We start from the raw sequence: 13,977 nt of genomic DNA, 5'->3' as shown, positions 1-13,977 counted from the left end.
TGAGAGTGGTCTATAGGTCACTCTCAGCTTCACAACTCCAACCATCAGAGACGCTCGATGATGGTGACGTTCGCCTGGCCGCCGCCCTCGCACATGACCTGCAGGCCGTAGCGGCCGCCGGTGCGCTCGAGCTCGTTGAGGAGGGTCGTCATCAGGCGGGTGCCGGTGGCGCCGATGGGGTGGCCGAGGGCGATGCCGCCGCCGTTGACGTTCACCTTCTCGTGCGGGACGTCGAGTTCCTTCATCCACGCCAGGACGACCGAGGCGAAGGCCTCGTTGCACTCGAACAGGTCGATGTCGTCGACCGTGAGGCCGGTCTTGGCGAGGGCGTGCCGGGTGGCCTCGATCGGGCCGGTGAGCATCCAGACGGGGTCGTCACCGCGGACCGAGAGGTGATGGATCCGGGCTCGCGGGGTCAGGCCGAAGGTGCGTACGGCCGCCGCCGAGGCCACCAGCAGCGCCGAGGACGCGTCGCAGATCTGCGAGGCGACGGCCGCGGTGATCCGGCCACCGGGAGCGAGCGGCTCCAGCGCGGCCATCTTCTCGAGCGAGGTCTCGCGCGGGCACTGGTCGACAGCGAAGTCACCGACCGGCACGATCTCCCGGTCGAACCGTCCCTCGGCGATCGCGGTCTTGGCGCGCTGGTGCGAGGCCAGCGCATAGGCCTCCATGTCCTCGCGCGAGATGTCCCACTTCTCCGCGATCATCTCGGCGGAGCGGAACTGGGAGACCTCCTGGTCGCCGTAGCGCTTCACCCAGCCGGGCGACTCGGCGAAGGGGGTGGTGTAGCCATATTGCGCTCCCACCAGCATCGCCGCCGAGATCGGGATCGCGGACATGTTCTGCAGCCCACCGGCGACGACGAGATCCTGCGTACCCGACATCACCCCTTGAGCCGCGAAGTGCACCGCCTGCTGCGAGGAGCCGCACTGCCGGTCGATGGTCACGCCGGGTACGTGGTCGGGCAGCCCGGCCACCAGCCACGCCGTCCGCGCGACGTCGCCGGCCTGTCCGCCGATGGTGTCGCAGCAGCCCATGATCACGTCGTCGACGGCCCCCGGGTCGATCCCGGTGCGGTCCACGAGCGCGGCCAGCGAGTGGGCGCCGAGGTCGGCCGGATGAATCCCTGCCAGCGCCCCGCCTCGCTTTCCCACAGGCGTACGAACCGCGTCGATGATGAATGCCTCAGGCATCGGTGATCCTCTCGATCAGGCGCGCTGGCTGGAGACGGACACGACCTCGCCGGTCATGTAGGACGAGTAGTCGCTGGCCAGGAAGACCATGACGTTGGCGACCTCCCACGGCTCGGCGGCGCGGCCGAACGCCTCGCGGCCCTTGAGCTCGACGAGCAGCTCGGGCGAGGTGACCTTCTCCAGGAACGGGTGCATCGCCAGGGACGGCGAGACCGCGTTGACCCGGATGCCGTGCGGTGCGAGGTCAGCGGCGGCCGAGCGGGTCAGCGCCATCACCCCGGCCTTGGCCGCGGCGTAGTGCGCCTGCCCCTCCTGCGCCCGCCAGCCGATCACGGAGGCGTTGTTGACGATCACGCCGCGCTTCCCGGCGGCCACGAACCGCTGTCCGACCGCCCGGATGCACCGGAACGTCCCGGTCAACGTGATGTCGAGAACCTTCGACCACTGCTCGTCGGTCATCTCGAGCACCGACGCGGTGCCGCCGAGGCCGGCGTTGTTGATCATCACGTCGACGCCACCGAGAGGCTCGGCGGCGTCGAGCAGCGCCTGGACCTGGTCCTCCTGGGTGACATCGCAGGTCACAGCGGCGACCCGGTCTGCCCCGAACTCCTCCGCGAGCGCATCGACGGACTCCTTGAGCCGCCGGTCGTGGGTGTCGGACATGACGACCGCCTTCGCACCCTCCTCGAGCACCTTCCGCACGACCGCCGCCCCGATGCCCGCACCGGCGGCGGCGGTCACGACGACGACCCGCCCCTCCAGGAGCGAGTGGCCGGGGACGTACGCAGGGGTGGGCTGTTCCGCCCTTACTTGTGGGGACTTCATGCACGGGCCTCTCGTGGCAGGCCGAGGACGCGCTCGGCGATGATGTTCCGTTGGATCTCGTCCGAGCCGCCGTAGATCGTGTCGGCGCGGGAGAAGAGGTAGAGGGACTGCAGCCGGTCGAGCGCGTAGTCCTCGCCGGTGGTCAGCCCGGCGAGGCCGAGGACGTCCATCGCCAGCTCGCCGAGGTCGCGGTGCCACCGGGCCCAGAGCAGCTTGGAGACGCTCGCCTCGGGGCCCGAGGAGCCGGAGTCGTACGCCGACAGCGTCCGCAGCGCGTGCAACCGGAGCACCTCCAGCCCGACATGGGCCTGGGCGAGTCGCGCGGCGATGCCGGGGTCGTCGATGGTGCCGTTGGCACGCGCGGCCTCCTCGACCGTCTCCAGCTCGCGCGCGAAGCCGACCTGCTGGCCGATCGTGGAGACGCCGCGCTCGAACCCGAGGGTCGCCATGGCGACCTTCCAGCCGTCGCCGGGCTCGCCGACCACCAGGTCCGCGGCGGTGACCGCGCCGTCGAAGAAGACCTCGTTGAACTCGGAGGTGCCGGTGAGCTGCTGGATCGGTCTTACGTCGACCCCGTCCTGCGCCATCGGCACGAGCAGGTAGGACAGCCCGTGGTGGCGCTCGGAGCCGGGCGTCGTGCGGCACACGACGAAGCACCAGTCGGACAGGTGGGCGTTCGACGTCCAGACCTTCTGGCCGTCGACGACCCACCGGTCGCCGTCGAGCCGCGCGCGGGTGCGCACGCCGGCCAGGTCGGAGCCGGCGCCGGGCTCGGAGTAGCCCTGGCACCACAGCTCCTCCACCGCGACGATCTTGGGCAGGAACCGCTCCTGCTGGGCCGCGGTGCCATGCGCGATCAGGGTCGGCCCGAGCAGCTCCTCGCCGAGGTGGTTGATCCGGACCGGGGCATCCGCGCGGGCGTACTCCTCGTGGAAGATCACCTGCTGGAACAGCGGCAGGCCGCGCCCGCCGTGCTCCTCGGGCCAGCCGAGGCACGTCCATCCGTGTGACGCCAGGTAGCGGTTCCACGCCAGCCGGCCCTCGTACGACTCGTGGTCGCGCCCGTTGCCGCCGGTGCCCCGCAGCGCCGCCCACTCGCCGGTCAGATGGTCGGCCAGCCACTCGCGCACCTCGGCACGGAACGCCTCGTCCTCTGCGGAGTAGGTCAGGTCCATGCCGGACAACCTACCAAACCAAGCACTTGTTTGGTAGCGTCTGCGGCATGACTGAGGACGTCGTGACGTACGAGAGCCACGGGCCCGTAGCGGTGGTGCGGCTGAACCGGCCCGAATACCGCAACGCCCAGAACTCGAAGGTGACCTACGCACTTGACGCGGCGTTCACGCGGGCGACCAACGACGACGAGATCAAGGTGATCGTCCTCGGTGGCAACGGCAAGCACTTCTGCGCCGGCCACGACATCGGCACACCGGGCCGTGACGTCGACGAGAGCTTCGAGCGCAAGGCCGTGATGTGGTGGGACCACGTCGGCAAGGAGGGCGTCGACTCGCGCTTCGCGCGCGAGTCCGAGGTCTACCTGGGCATGTGCCGCCGCTGGCGGGAGCTGCCGAAGCCGACCATCGCGATGGTGCAGGGAGCGTGCATCGCGGGCGGCCTGATGCTGGCCTGGTCCTGCGACTTCATCGTCGCCTCCGACGACGCCTTCTTCTCCGACCCGGTGGTCAAGATGGGCATCCCCGGCGTCGAGTACTTCGCCCACCCGTGGGTCACCAACCCCCGCGCCGCCAAGGAGATGCTCTTCACCGGCGGCCGCTTCTCCGCTTCACAGGCCGAGACCTGGGGCATGGTCAACCACGTCGTACCCCGTGACGACCTCGAGTCCGAGACGCTGGCGCTCGCGGGGCGGATCGCCGAGATGCCGCGCCTGGGCCTGGCCCTCGCCAAGAAGGCGGTCAACCAGGCCGAGGACCTGATGGGCATGCGCGCCGGGATGGACTCCGTCTTCGGCCTCCACCACGCCGCGCACGCGCACAACGCCGAGGTCGGCAAGGACTCGCTCGCCGGGATGGACGCGAGGTCGATGAAGTCATGACCCTGGAGTTCACCGAGGCTGAGGAGGCCTTCCGGCTCGAGGCGCGCGAGTGGCTCGCCGCCCACAACCCCGGCCGGCTGCCGTCGATGGACACCGCCGAGGGCGCCGCGGCGCACCGGGAGTGGGAGCGCACCCTTGCCTCCGGCCGCTGGTCGGTCGTCACCTGGCCCGAGGCCTACGGCGGTCGCGACGCGTCGCTCACCGAGTGGGTCATCTTCGAGGAGGAGTACTACCTCGCCGGCGCCCCGACGAGGATCAGCCAGAACGGCATCTCGCTGCTCGCGCCCATCATCTTCGGGCACGGGACCGAGGCGCAGAAGGAGCGCTACCTGCGCGACATGACCGACGGCACCCTGGTCTGGGCGCAGGCGTGGTCCGAGCCGGAGGCGGGGTCGGACCTGGCCTCGCTCCGGGCGACCGCGACGCAGGTCGAGGGTGGCTGGAGGCTCAACGGGCAGAAGACCTGGAGCAGCCGGGCACCGTTCGCCGATCGCGGCTTCGGCCTCTTCCGGAGCGATCCGTCCGCGGAGCGGCATCGGGGCCTGACGTACTTCCTGTTTCCGCTCGACGCCGACGGCGTCACGGTCCGGCCGATCGACCAGCTCGACGGGACGCCCGGGTTCGCGGAGATCTTCTTCGACGACGTCTTCGTGCCCGACGACGACGTGCTCGGTGGCGTCGGTGACGGCTGGAAGGTCGCGATGTCGACCGCCGGCAACGAGCGCGGTCTGTCGCTGCGTTCGCCGGGCCGCTTCTGCGCCGCCGCCGACCGCCTGCTCGACCTGTGGCAGGCCGACCCCCAGCCGCACCTGCGTGACCAGGTCGTCGACGCCTGGATCGGCGCCGAGGCCTACCGCCTCTACACCTGGGGCACCGTCACCCACGTCGAGGCCGGCGGCTCGGTCGGCGCGGAGGGCTCGATCAACAAGCTGTGGTGGTCCGACCTCGACCTCTCGCTCCACGAGACCGCGCTCTCCCTGCTCGGCGCGGACGCGGAGCTCGCCGGTCGGTGGGTCGACGACTACCTCTTCTCCCTGTCCGGCCCGATCTACGCCGGCACCAACCAGATCCAGCGCAACATCGTCGCCGAGCGTGTGCTCGGCCTGCCGAGGGGTGGCCGATGAGATTCGGACGTACGCCGGAGCAGCACGCCTTCTCGGAAGCACTCGACGACCTGCTCGGTGCCGCCGACGTCCCGGCGGCGTCGCGCGCCTGGGCGACCGGTGACCACTCGGCGGGGCTGAAGCTGTGGCAGCGGCTCGCCGAGCTCGGTGTCACCGGGTTGCTGGTGTCGGAGGAGGACGGCGGCCTGAGCGCATCCGCCGTAGACCTGACCGTCGCCTTCGAACGGCTCGGCTACCACGGCGTTCCCGGCCCCTGGATCGAGTCCGTCGCCGTCGCTCCGCGACTCCTGCCCGGCACTCCCGACGCGGAGCTCCTCGCACGGCTGGCATCGGGCGAAGCGCTGGTCTCGGTGGCCCCGGGGACACGGGCGCTCGACGCCGATGTCGCCGAGCGGACCTACGCACTCGGCGCGACTCTCCGCCGAGCGGAACCCGGTGCCGAGCGGACGTCGGTCGACCCGACCCGGCGGCTCTTCGAGGTCACCGCCGGCGAGGAGATCGCCACGATCGACCCGGCGCCGGCACTCGACTTCGGCACGCTCGCCTGCTCCGCCCAGCTCCTCGGCGCGGGACTGAGACTCCTCGACGACTCGGTCGCCTATGTGAAGCAGCGCACGCAGTTCGGGCGCCCGATCGGCGAGTTCCAGGCGGTCAAGCACCTGCTCGCCGACGTACGCGTCGCCCTGGACTTCGCGGCTCCGCTGGTGCACAACGCGGCCGTCGAGCTCGACGCCGAAGCGCCGACGGCGGCCCGAGCGGTCTCGGCCGCGAAGGTCGCGACCGGCGACGCCGCCTACCTCGCCTCGCGCACCGCGCTCCAGGTCCACGGCGCGATCGGCTACACCCGCGAGTTCGACCTGAGCCTGTGGATCCTCAAGGTGCGCGCGCTGGTGGGCGCCTGGGGCACCCCTGCCGAGCACCGCGCGCGGATCCTCGAGTCACTGGTGGAGGCGCGATGAGGTTCGCGCTGACCGAGGAACAGACCGACCTGGTCGCGACGGTGCACACGCTGATCGCCAAGCGGGCCGCGTCGATGGATCTGCGGGCGGCGATCGCGACCCCCGAGGGCTACGACACCACCCTGTGGCAGACGATGACCGAGCAGATCGGCGTGACCGCCTTGGCGGTCCCCGAGGCGTACGGCGGGGTCGGCTGCTCCTACATCGAGGCGCATCTCGTCCTCGAGGAGCTCGGCGCCACGCTCACGCCGTCGCCGTTCGTCGGCACGCTGCTGGCGACCCAGGTCCTGGCGGCCGCCGGGATCCCGGCCGCCGGTGAGCTGCTGGAGCGGATCGCCGCCGGGACCACGGCCGCCGTGGTGGTCCCCGGCTCCGACCTCGTCATCGACGCCGTCGGCGCGGAGATCCTCCTCGTGCTGCGCGGCGACCAGGTCCACGCGGTGGATCCCTCGGCGGTCACGGTCAGCGCGACCCCCGCGATGGACCCGACCTGGAGGTTCGCGACGGTCACGGTCGACGCTCCCGGCGACCCCATCGGCACGGTGGACCCGGCGTACGTCACCACCGTGGGCGCCACCATGATGACCGCCCTCCAGGCCGGAGCCGCACGCGAGGCGCTGGAGCGTACGGTCGCCTATCTCAAGGAGCGCCACCAGTTCGGTCGCCCGCTCGGCTCGTTCCAGGCGCTCAAGCAGCGCTGCGCCGATCTGCTCGTCCAGGTCGAGACGGCCAGGACGATGAGCTGGGCCGCAGCCTGGGAGCTGACCCAGCCCGCACCCGATCGACGTCTCGTCCACGCCGCCAAGACCTGGTGCTCCGACGCGTTCTCGCAGGTCGCGGCCGAGATGATCCAGCTGCACGGCGGGGTGGCGATCACCTGGGAGCACGACGCCCACCTCTACTTCAAGCGCGCCCACGCCACCGCCCAGCTCTTCCGAGGAGACACGTGAACAAGACTCCGCTCGACAAGACATTGCCCCTCACCGAGGTCGCCGGCAAGCTCGAGTCCGGGATGACCATCGGGATCGGCGGCTGGGGCTCGCGCCGCAAGCCGATGGCCCTGGTCAAGGAGATCCTCCGCAGCGACGTCACCGACCTCACCGTGGTCGCGTTCGGCGGCCCCGACGTCGGCCTGCTCGCCCGCGCCGGCAAGATCCGCAAGCTGGTCTACGGCTTCGTCAGCCTCGACTCGATCCCGCTCGACCCCAACTTCACCCGCGCCCGCGAGCGCGGCGAGATCCCGGAGACGAGCGAGTACGACGAGGGCATGTTCGTCGCCGGCCTTCGCGCCGGGGCGAACCGGCTCAGCTTCCAGCCCATCCGCGCCGGCCTCGGCAGCGACGTGATGGCGATGAACCCCGACCTCGAGACGGTGAGGTCGCCCTACGACGACGAGGAGTACGTCGCCGTCCCCGGCCTCCGCCTCGACGTCTCGCTCATCCACCTCAACCGCGCCGACGCGGCCGGCAACGGGCAGTACCTCGGCCCCGACCCCTACTTCGACGACCTCTTCGCGATGGCCGCCGACACCACGATCCTGTCGGTCGAGCAGATCGTCTCCACCGACGATCTCACCGCCAAGGCCCCGCCGCAGACCCTCCTGGTCCCCCGCATCTTCGTCAACCACGTCGTCGAGGCGCCCGGCGGCGCCCACTTCACCAGCTGCGACCCCGACTACGGTCGCGACGAGGAGTTCCAGAAGGCGTACGTGGCGGCAGCCAAGTCAGAGTCCGACAGCGACTGGACCGAGTTCGAGGAGCGCTACCTGTGACCACCCAGACCATCACGCGGGCCGACATCTGCGTCGCCGCCGTCTCCGACGCCTTCAAGGGCTCCGGCGAGGTGCTCGCCCACGCCGTCGGGATCGTGCCGGCCATCGGCGTACGCCTGGCCAAGGCCACCCACACCCCCGAGCTCGCGCTCAGCGACGGCGAGGCGTTCATGATGGCCGAGGCTCCCCCGCTGCTGAAGACCGCGGCGGCCGGCGGCACCCCCGAGGCCTGGGTACCGTTCCGCAGCATCTTCGACATCGTCGCCAGCGGCCGCCGACACTCGATGATGGGCGCCAGCCAGATCGACCGCTACGGCAACCAGAACATCTCCTCCATCGGCGACTGGCGGCAGCCCAAGCGTCAACTGATCGGCGTACGCGGCGCTCCGGGCAACACCGTCAACCACCGTGTCGACTACTGGGTCGCCAAGCACTCCGCCCGGATCTTCGTCGACCGCGTCGACGTCGCCAGCGGCGTCGGCAACGACCGCGCGGTTGGCACCGCGGCCCGTTTCCACGACCTCGGCGTCATCGTCACCAACCTCGCCGTCTTCGGCTACGACGACTCCGGGCTCGTCAAGGTCGTCTCGATCCACCCCGGCGTGGCCCCCGAGGAACTGCAGGAGGCCACCGGATTCCCGATCGACGCCGCCGACGCACCCCTCACCCGTGAGCCCACTCCGGACGAGTTGAAGATCATCGAGGCGGAAGACCCCAAGGGCCTCCGCTTCAAGGAAGTCCACTAACCCCTCGCCCCACCCCGCCGGTCGAGCCGCCGGAGCCGCTAGGCGGAGGCGTGTCGAGACCAACACGGTGCCATCGAGCGCAGAGGGGACCGTGTTGGTCTCGACACGCTCGGCCGCAGGCGGCCTCGCGGCTCGACCAGCGGTGGAAGCGGCCTCGCGGCTCGACCAGCGGTGGGGGTCAGGCGAGGATGCCCGCGTGGAGCAGCTTCAGATACTGCTCCGAGAGCGTCTCGGGGGTGTGCCGCCCGCCGGGGCGATACCAGGAGACGGTGGACCAGACGCCGTCGCGGATGAACCGGTAGGTCAGCGCGGGATCGAGCGAGGCCTGGAAGACGCCCGAGGCCTGGCCGGCCTCGATGACCCGGATCCACAGCGCCTCGTTGTCACGCGAGCGCTCGGCGACGAACTCGAAGCCCTCGACGGTCGCGAGGAAGGACGCTTCGTTCTGGTAGAGCGCGACGGCGAGCCGTTCGTTGTGGATCGTCCGGAAGGACTCCGCGATCAGCCCGTCCAGGTCGGCCTGGGGGTCGACACCGGACTCGACGATCTCGGTGAACCGGGCGTTGAGCCCGTCGAGGAAGCCCGACAGCACCTCGGTCAGCATCGCCTCCTTGGAGCGGAAGTGATGGTAGAGCGAGCCCGAGAGGATCCCCGCGGCGTCCGCGATGTCGCGTACGGTCGTCTGGGAGAACCCCTTGGTCGCGAACATCTCGGCCGCCAGCGTGAGCAGCTCGGCCCGCCGCGACGACCCCGACGCCGTCCCCCGCCTTCTCGGCGCAACCCCCGTGTCAGTCATGGACGAAGTCTACCAAACAAGCAGTTGCTCAACTACGCTTGCCCGGGTGACCCCGCGCACGATCCCCGCCCTGCTCGAGAAGGCCAAGCAGACGTACGCCGACCAGCCGGCGATCGTCGACGGCCCCACGACGCTCACCTACACCGAGCTCGCCGACGCGGCGGAGAAGGCGGCGCGTGCCTTCCTCGCCAGCGGCGTACGCAGCGGCGACCGGGTCGCGATCTGGGCGCCCAACCGCTGGGAGTTCCCGGTCGCGGTCCTCGGCGCCCAGACGATCGGGGCGGCCGTGGTGCCGCTGAACACGCGCTACCGGGGCCATGAGGCGCGCGAGATCCTCGAACGGTCCCGCGCGACCGCACTCATCACCGTCAACGGCTTCCTCGGCACCGACTACGTCCAGATGCTCCACGACGCCGGCCCGCTCCCGGAGCACCTGCTCACCGTCGTAGACCTGGCGAGCGGCTGGGACGAGTTCCTGGTGAGAGGCGACGACACGACCGAAAAGCGTCTCTCGGACGCCAAAGCGACCGTCACCCCCGACACCCTCGCCGACCTGCTGTTCACGTCCGGCACCACCGGCAAGCCGAAGGGCGTGATGAGCGCCCAGCGCCAGACGATCGGCGTCGCCGACGTCTGGGCCCGCGGCGCCGCGCTCTCCCCCGACGATCGCTATGCCATCGTCAACCCGTTCTTCCACGGCTTCGGCTACAAGGCCGGCTTCATCGCCGCATTCACCGCGGGCAGCACGGTCTACCCGATCGCGACCTACGACCCCGCCCAGGCGCTGAAGCTGATCCAGGACGAGCGGATCACCGTCCTCCCCGGCGCCCCCACGATCTTCACCACGCTCATCAACCACCCCGACCTGAAGGCGTACGACCTCTCCTCGCTGCGCTTCGCGATCGCCGGCGCCGCGAGCGTCCCGGAGAGCCTCTTCGCCGACATGCGCGACATCCTCGGGATCGACGAGGTCAAGGGTGCGTACGGGCTCACCGAGTGCATGGTCGCGACCACGACGCGCCCCGGCGAGGACCCCGAGCACGTCGCCAAGGTCGTCGGCCCGGCCGTCGAGGGCCTCGAGATCCGCACCGTCACCGCGACCGGCGACGACGCCGAGCCCGGCGAGGACGGCGAGGTCTGGATCCGCGGCGACAACGTCATGCTCGGCTACTTCGAGAACCCGGAGGCCACCGCCGAGGCGATCGACGAGGACGGCTGGCTCCACACCGGCGACGTCGGCTACCTCGACGAGCACGGCTGCCTGAAGATCACCGACCGGATCAAGGACATGTTCACCGTCGGCGGCTTCAACGTCTATCCGGCCGAGGTCGAGAACACCCTCGCCGGCCATCCCGGCATCGTCGAGGCCGCGGTCATCGGCGTCCCCGACGCGCGCCTGGGTCAGGTGGGCAAGGCCTTCGTCGTCGTACGTGACGACCTGGACCCCGACACCATCGCGACCTGGCTCAAGGACCGCCTGGCCAACTACAAGCAGCCGCGGGCGTACGTGCTGGTCGACAGCCTCCCGCGCAACGCCAGCGGCAAGGTGCTGAAGACGGATCTGCGCCACACCTCGATATAGGCAGGACACCCTTCGGGGCGGGGGTATAGGTTTCCTCAGCCCGTATTTACTTTCCCCCACGGAGGCCTTCGATGCCCCGACGCGCCAAGATCGCGTCCATCTCCGGCACCACCCTCGTTCTCGGCGTGGCCGCAGTCGCGATCCCGCTGACGCTGAACTCCGCCACCGCCGAGCCGACCACGTCCGGCCCGCTGGCCGCGTTCGACGCCGCGAACCGGGAGCCGTCCACCCTTCCCGCCGGCCCGGTCGAGTCCCACCTCGAGGAGGTCGCACTGACCACCTCGACCGGCAAGGCGACCGAGCACGCGACGAAGGTCGACAAGCCCCGCACCGACGTCATCAAGAGCGACCCGCAGGACGTCACCGGCTTCGGCGTCGTCGGCGTGACCTGGTCCGGCGAGATCGCCGACGGCGTACGCCCCGAGGTCCGCACCCTGAAGGACGGCGTGTGGTCCTCGTGGAGCCCGATGGTCGTCGATGTCGAGGACCACGGTCCGGACGCCGGCACCGCGGAAGCCAAGGGGGTCCGCCCGGGCACCGACGAGTTCCTGGCCGGGCACGTCGACCAGGTGCAGACCCGGATCATCGTCCCCAACGCCGCCGAGATCCCCGGCGACCTCGAGCTCGCGGTGATCGAGCCAGGGAAGCCTGAGGACACGGTCGAGGAGCTCCCCGAGATCGAGACCGACAAGGACAAGCCCCGGGCGACCAGCGTCCACGCCGGCAGCAAGGACTCCGACCTCAACCTGGTCGCGTCCACCTACACCTCGAGCCCGACGATCTACAGCCGTGCGCAGTGGGGCGCCGACGAGACGATCCGCGAGCAGACGGCCCCGAGCTACCGCCAGATCCACGGCGGTTTCGTCCACCACACCGCGGGCACCAACGACTACACCGAGACCGACGTCCCCAGCATCATCCAGGGCGTCTACGAGTTCCACGTGAAGACCCGCGGCTACCGCGACGTCGGCTACAACTTCTTCGTCGACAAGTTCGGCCGCATCTGGGAGGGCCGCCACGGCGGCGTCGCGCTGCCGGTCGAGGGCGCCCACACCAGCGGCTACAACTACGACAGCTTCGGTGCGTCCGCGCTCGGCTGCTTCGACACGGTCGCGGCCGGCTGCCCTGACGACACCGGCGCGACGCAAAACCAGCCCACGGACGCGATGATCCAGGCGTACGGCTCTCTCTACGCCTGGAAGCTCTCGCTCCACGGCGTCACCGCCAACGCCACCAACGTGACCCTGACCAAGACCGACGGCACCAAGACGGTCTTCCCGCACGCGATCAACGGCCACCGCGACGCGGGCACCACCGTGTGCCCGGGCGCGAACCTCCAGGCCAAGCTCCCCGACATCCGTACGCTCGCCGCCAGCCTGCAGAAGAGCTGGAGCGGCCGCGACCTGGAGTCCCACATCGCCGGCACGAGCCACTCCGACTTCGTGGCACGACGGGCGTCCGACGGCCGGATCTTCACGCTGCGTACGGGCGGGTTCGCCGGGTTCAGCTCGACCAGGACGTCCACGACGGTCGGCAGCACCGTGCGCGAGGCCGTGGTCACCCCGGACATCACCGGCGACGGCAAGGCCGACCTGATCCAGGTCCGCGACGACGGCTCGGCCGGCATCCGCAAGGGCCGCGGCGACGGCACCTTCGCGGCGGTCTTCAAGAACCTCGGCAGGAGCACGTTCTCCGGCGTCTCCAAGATCACCGCGACCGGCAACATCGGCGGCACCTCGGCCAACGACCTGGTCGGCAAGAACGCGAAGGGCTACCTGGTCCGCTACACCGGCAACGGCTCCGGCGGGTTCACCCGGGCAGGCAGCACGCGCTCGCTGAGCGGCTTCGACAAGCTCGCCGCGACCGGTGACGTCAACAAGGACGGCAAGCGCGACCTGATCGGCCGCAAGTCCGGTGCGCTCTACTACTTCAAGGGTTCCGGCTCCGGCACGTTCGGCTCGCCGGTCAAGCTCTCGACCCAGAGCCCGTCGTGGTCCTCGCTGGTCCAGCTCAGCGGCTACGGCGACTTCACCGGCGACGGCCGCGGCGACCTGATCGGCCGGGACTCGTCCAACCGCGGGTGGATCTACCCGGCCTCCGGCTCGGGCTTCGGCAAGCCGCTGGGGCCGTACGCGGACGTCAACCGCACCCTCGTCGGCGCGGTCAACCTCGTCGGCAACAGCCTTCCTGACCTGGTGCTGAAGTCCGGCTCGACGCTCTACGTCAAGCCGAACAGCGGCCGGGTCAGCCTGGCCGCGCCGGTCGACAGCGGTATCACCCTGACGAGCGCCACCGCGCTGATGAACGCCGGCGACTGGAACCGCGACGGCAAGGGCGACTTCCTGGCCAAGATGTCCGACGGTTCCGTACGCCTCTACCGCGGCTACGGCACCGGCAAGTTCGCCAGCCCCGTCACGATCGCGACCGGGCTCGGCACGGTCAGCGTCATCGACGCGGTCGGCGACGTCACCGGCGACGGCTATCCGGACCTGATGGGCCGCGTCTCCGGTGGCACGATCAAGCTGTGGCCGGGCAAGGGCTCGACCCAGGTCGGCGCCTCGATCGTGATGCGCACCTCGGCAGCGGGCACCCGCCTGGTCGGCGTCGGGCGCTGGAACAGCAGCAACACCCCCGACGTGCTCTTCGTCAACGGCACCAGCACGGTCGTCCACGAGAGCAACGGGCCCGGCGGCCTGGTCTCCACGCAGACCCTGTCGATCAACCTGTCCGGCTATGACGCGGTGCTCGGCGTACGCGATCTGCGGGCCTCCTCGGGCGGCGACCTGATCGTGCGGTCGGGTAGTTACATCTACGCGCTGGAGCGCAACAGCGCCGGCACCGGCGTGACCCGCACCTACCTGGGTGCGCTGTCGGGCTACAACCTGCTGGGCTGACCCGAGCCGTGAAGCCGAGAGTGGCCCCTGGGTC

At 70.4% G+C, this 13,977-nt stretch carries 12 protein-coding genes; 8 read left to right on the top strand and 4 right to left on the bottom strand.

The window, feature by feature from the left end; all coding sequences use genetic code 11:
* Positions 1 to 44 precede the first annotated feature (44 nt).
* Genes HD557_RS27755 through HD557_RS27745 form a run of 3 tightly spaced genes read right to left on the bottom strand, consistent with a single transcriptional unit; the run spans position 45 to position 3,193 of the window.
* Entirely contained in the window at positions 45 to 1,193 is a 1,149-nt protein-coding gene (locus tag HD557_RS27755) for an acetyl-CoA C-acetyltransferase (protein WP_196876224.1), read from the bottom strand.
* 15 nt (positions 1,194 to 1,208) lie between these two features.
* Complete coding sequence (locus HD557_RS27750; protein ID WP_196876223.1) at positions 1,209 to 2,018, bottom strand: SDR family oxidoreductase; 810 nt, start codon at positions 2,016 to 2,018, stop codon at positions 1,209 to 1,211.
* Positions 2,015 to 3,193, bottom strand: a complete 1,179-nt coding sequence (locus HD557_RS27745; RefSeq protein ID WP_196876222.1) for an acyl-CoA dehydrogenase family protein — start codon at positions 3,191 to 3,193, stop codon at positions 2,015 to 2,017. Before HD557_RS27745 ends, HD557_RS27750 begins: the two co-directional genes overlap by 4 nt.
* A 47-nt stretch (positions 3,194 to 3,240) precedes the next feature.
* Here HD557_RS27745 and HD557_RS27740 point away from each other — a divergent pair, with 47 nt between their 5' ends.
* Genes HD557_RS27740 through HD557_RS27715 form a run of 6 tightly spaced genes read left to right on the top strand, consistent with a single transcriptional unit; the run spans position 3,241 to position 8,671 of the window.
* Positions 3,241 to 4,071: an enoyl-CoA hydratase gene (locus HD557_RS27740; protein WP_196876221.1), complete on the top strand. Its 831-nt coding sequence runs from the start codon at positions 3,241 to 3,243 to the stop codon at positions 4,069 to 4,071.
* The gene (locus HD557_RS27735) at positions 4,068 to 5,195 is read left to right on the top strand and encodes an acyl-CoA dehydrogenase family protein (RefSeq protein ID WP_196876220.1); all 1,128 of its coding nucleotides are present in this window, start codon (positions 4,068 to 4,070) and stop codon (positions 5,193 to 5,195) included. The genes HD557_RS27740 and HD557_RS27735 overlap by 4 nt, the downstream gene beginning before the upstream one ends.
* On the top strand, positions 5,192 to 6,154 hold the full coding sequence (locus HD557_RS27730; RefSeq protein WP_196876219.1) for an acyl-CoA dehydrogenase family protein: 963 nt from the start codon (positions 5,192 to 5,194) through the stop codon (positions 6,152 to 6,154). Before HD557_RS27735 ends, HD557_RS27730 begins: the two co-directional genes overlap by 4 nt.
* Positions 6,151 to 7,104, top strand: a complete 954-nt coding sequence (locus HD557_RS27725; protein ID WP_196876218.1) for an acyl-CoA dehydrogenase family protein — start codon at positions 6,151 to 6,153, stop codon at positions 7,102 to 7,104. Before HD557_RS27730 ends, HD557_RS27725 begins: the two co-directional genes overlap by 4 nt.
* On the top strand, positions 7,101 to 7,925 hold the full coding sequence (locus HD557_RS27720) for a CoA transferase subunit A (RefSeq protein ID WP_196876217.1): 825 nt from the start codon (positions 7,101 to 7,103) through the stop codon (positions 7,923 to 7,925). Before HD557_RS27725 ends, HD557_RS27720 begins: the two co-directional genes overlap by 4 nt.
* Positions 7,922 to 8,671 carry a CoA-transferase subunit beta gene (locus tag HD557_RS27715; protein ID WP_008355176.1) on the top strand — a complete coding sequence of 250 codons (750 nt, stop codon included), beginning with the start codon at positions 7,922 to 7,924 and terminating at the stop codon, positions 8,669 to 8,671. Before HD557_RS27720 ends, HD557_RS27715 begins: the two co-directional genes overlap by 4 nt.
* A gap of 178 nt (positions 8,672 to 8,849) precedes the next feature.
* Here the strand turns inward: HD557_RS27715 and HD557_RS27710 are convergent, their stop codons facing one another.
* Positions 8,850 to 9,467 carry a TetR/AcrR family transcriptional regulator gene (locus tag HD557_RS27710; RefSeq protein WP_008355178.1) on the bottom strand — a complete coding sequence of 206 codons (618 nt, stop codon included), beginning with the start codon at positions 9,465 to 9,467 and terminating at the stop codon, positions 8,850 to 8,852.
* A gap of 46 nt (positions 9,468 to 9,513) precedes the next feature.
* On the opposite strand from HD557_RS27710, the gene HD557_RS27705 reads away from it, so the two are divergent.
* Positions 9,514 to 11,049, top strand: coding sequence for an AMP-binding protein (locus HD557_RS27705; protein ID WP_307785727.1), 1,536 nt, complete (start codon positions 9,514 to 9,516; stop codon positions 11,047 to 11,049).
* 71 nt (positions 11,050 to 11,120) lie between these two features.
* Entirely contained in the window at positions 11,121 to 13,943 is a 2,823-nt protein-coding gene (locus tag HD557_RS27700; protein WP_196876215.1) for an FG-GAP-like repeat-containing protein, read from the top strand.
* Positions 13,944 to 13,977 lie beyond the last annotated feature (34 nt).

The sequence above is a fragment of the Nocardioides luteus genome (genome assembly GCF_015752315.1).
Classification (GTDB): domain Bacteria; phylum Actinomycetota; class Actinomycetes; order Propionibacteriales; family Nocardioidaceae; genus Nocardioides.
Note: the sequence above shows the minus strand (reverse complement) of the source record. Positions and strands in the feature narration are given on the sequence as shown.

Coding starts and splice junctions, on each gene's coding strand:
- HD557_RS27755 (WP_196876224.1), bottom strand. CDS start 1,193: ATGCCTGAGGCATTCATCATCGACGCGGTTCGTACGCCTGTGGGAAAG.
- HD557_RS27750 (WP_196876223.1), bottom strand. CDS start 2,018: ATGAAGTCCCCACAAGTAAGGGCGGAACAGCCCACCCCTGCGTACGTC.
- HD557_RS27745 (WP_196876222.1), bottom strand. CDS start 3,193: ATGGACCTGACCTACTCCGCAGAGGACGAGGCGTTCCGTGCCGAGGTG.
- HD557_RS27740 (WP_196876221.1), top strand. CDS start 3,241: ATGACTGAGGACGTCGTGACGTACGAGAGCCACGGGCCCGTAGCGGTG.
- HD557_RS27735 (WP_196876220.1), top strand. CDS start 4,068: ATGACCCTGGAGTTCACCGAGGCTGAGGAGGCCTTCCGGCTCGAGGCG.
- HD557_RS27730 (WP_196876219.1), top strand. CDS start 5,192: ATGAGATTCGGACGTACGCCGGAGCAGCACGCCTTCTCGGAAGCACTC.
- HD557_RS27725 (WP_196876218.1), top strand. CDS start 6,151: ATGAGGTTCGCGCTGACCGAGGAACAGACCGACCTGGTCGCGACGGTG.
- HD557_RS27710 (WP_008355178.1), bottom strand. CDS start 9,467: ATGACTGACACGGGGGTTGCGCCGAGAAGGCGGGGGACGGCGTCGGGG.
- HD557_RS27700 (WP_196876215.1), top strand. CDS start 11,121: ATGCCCCGACGCGCCAAGATCGCGTCCATCTCCGGCACCACCCTCGTT.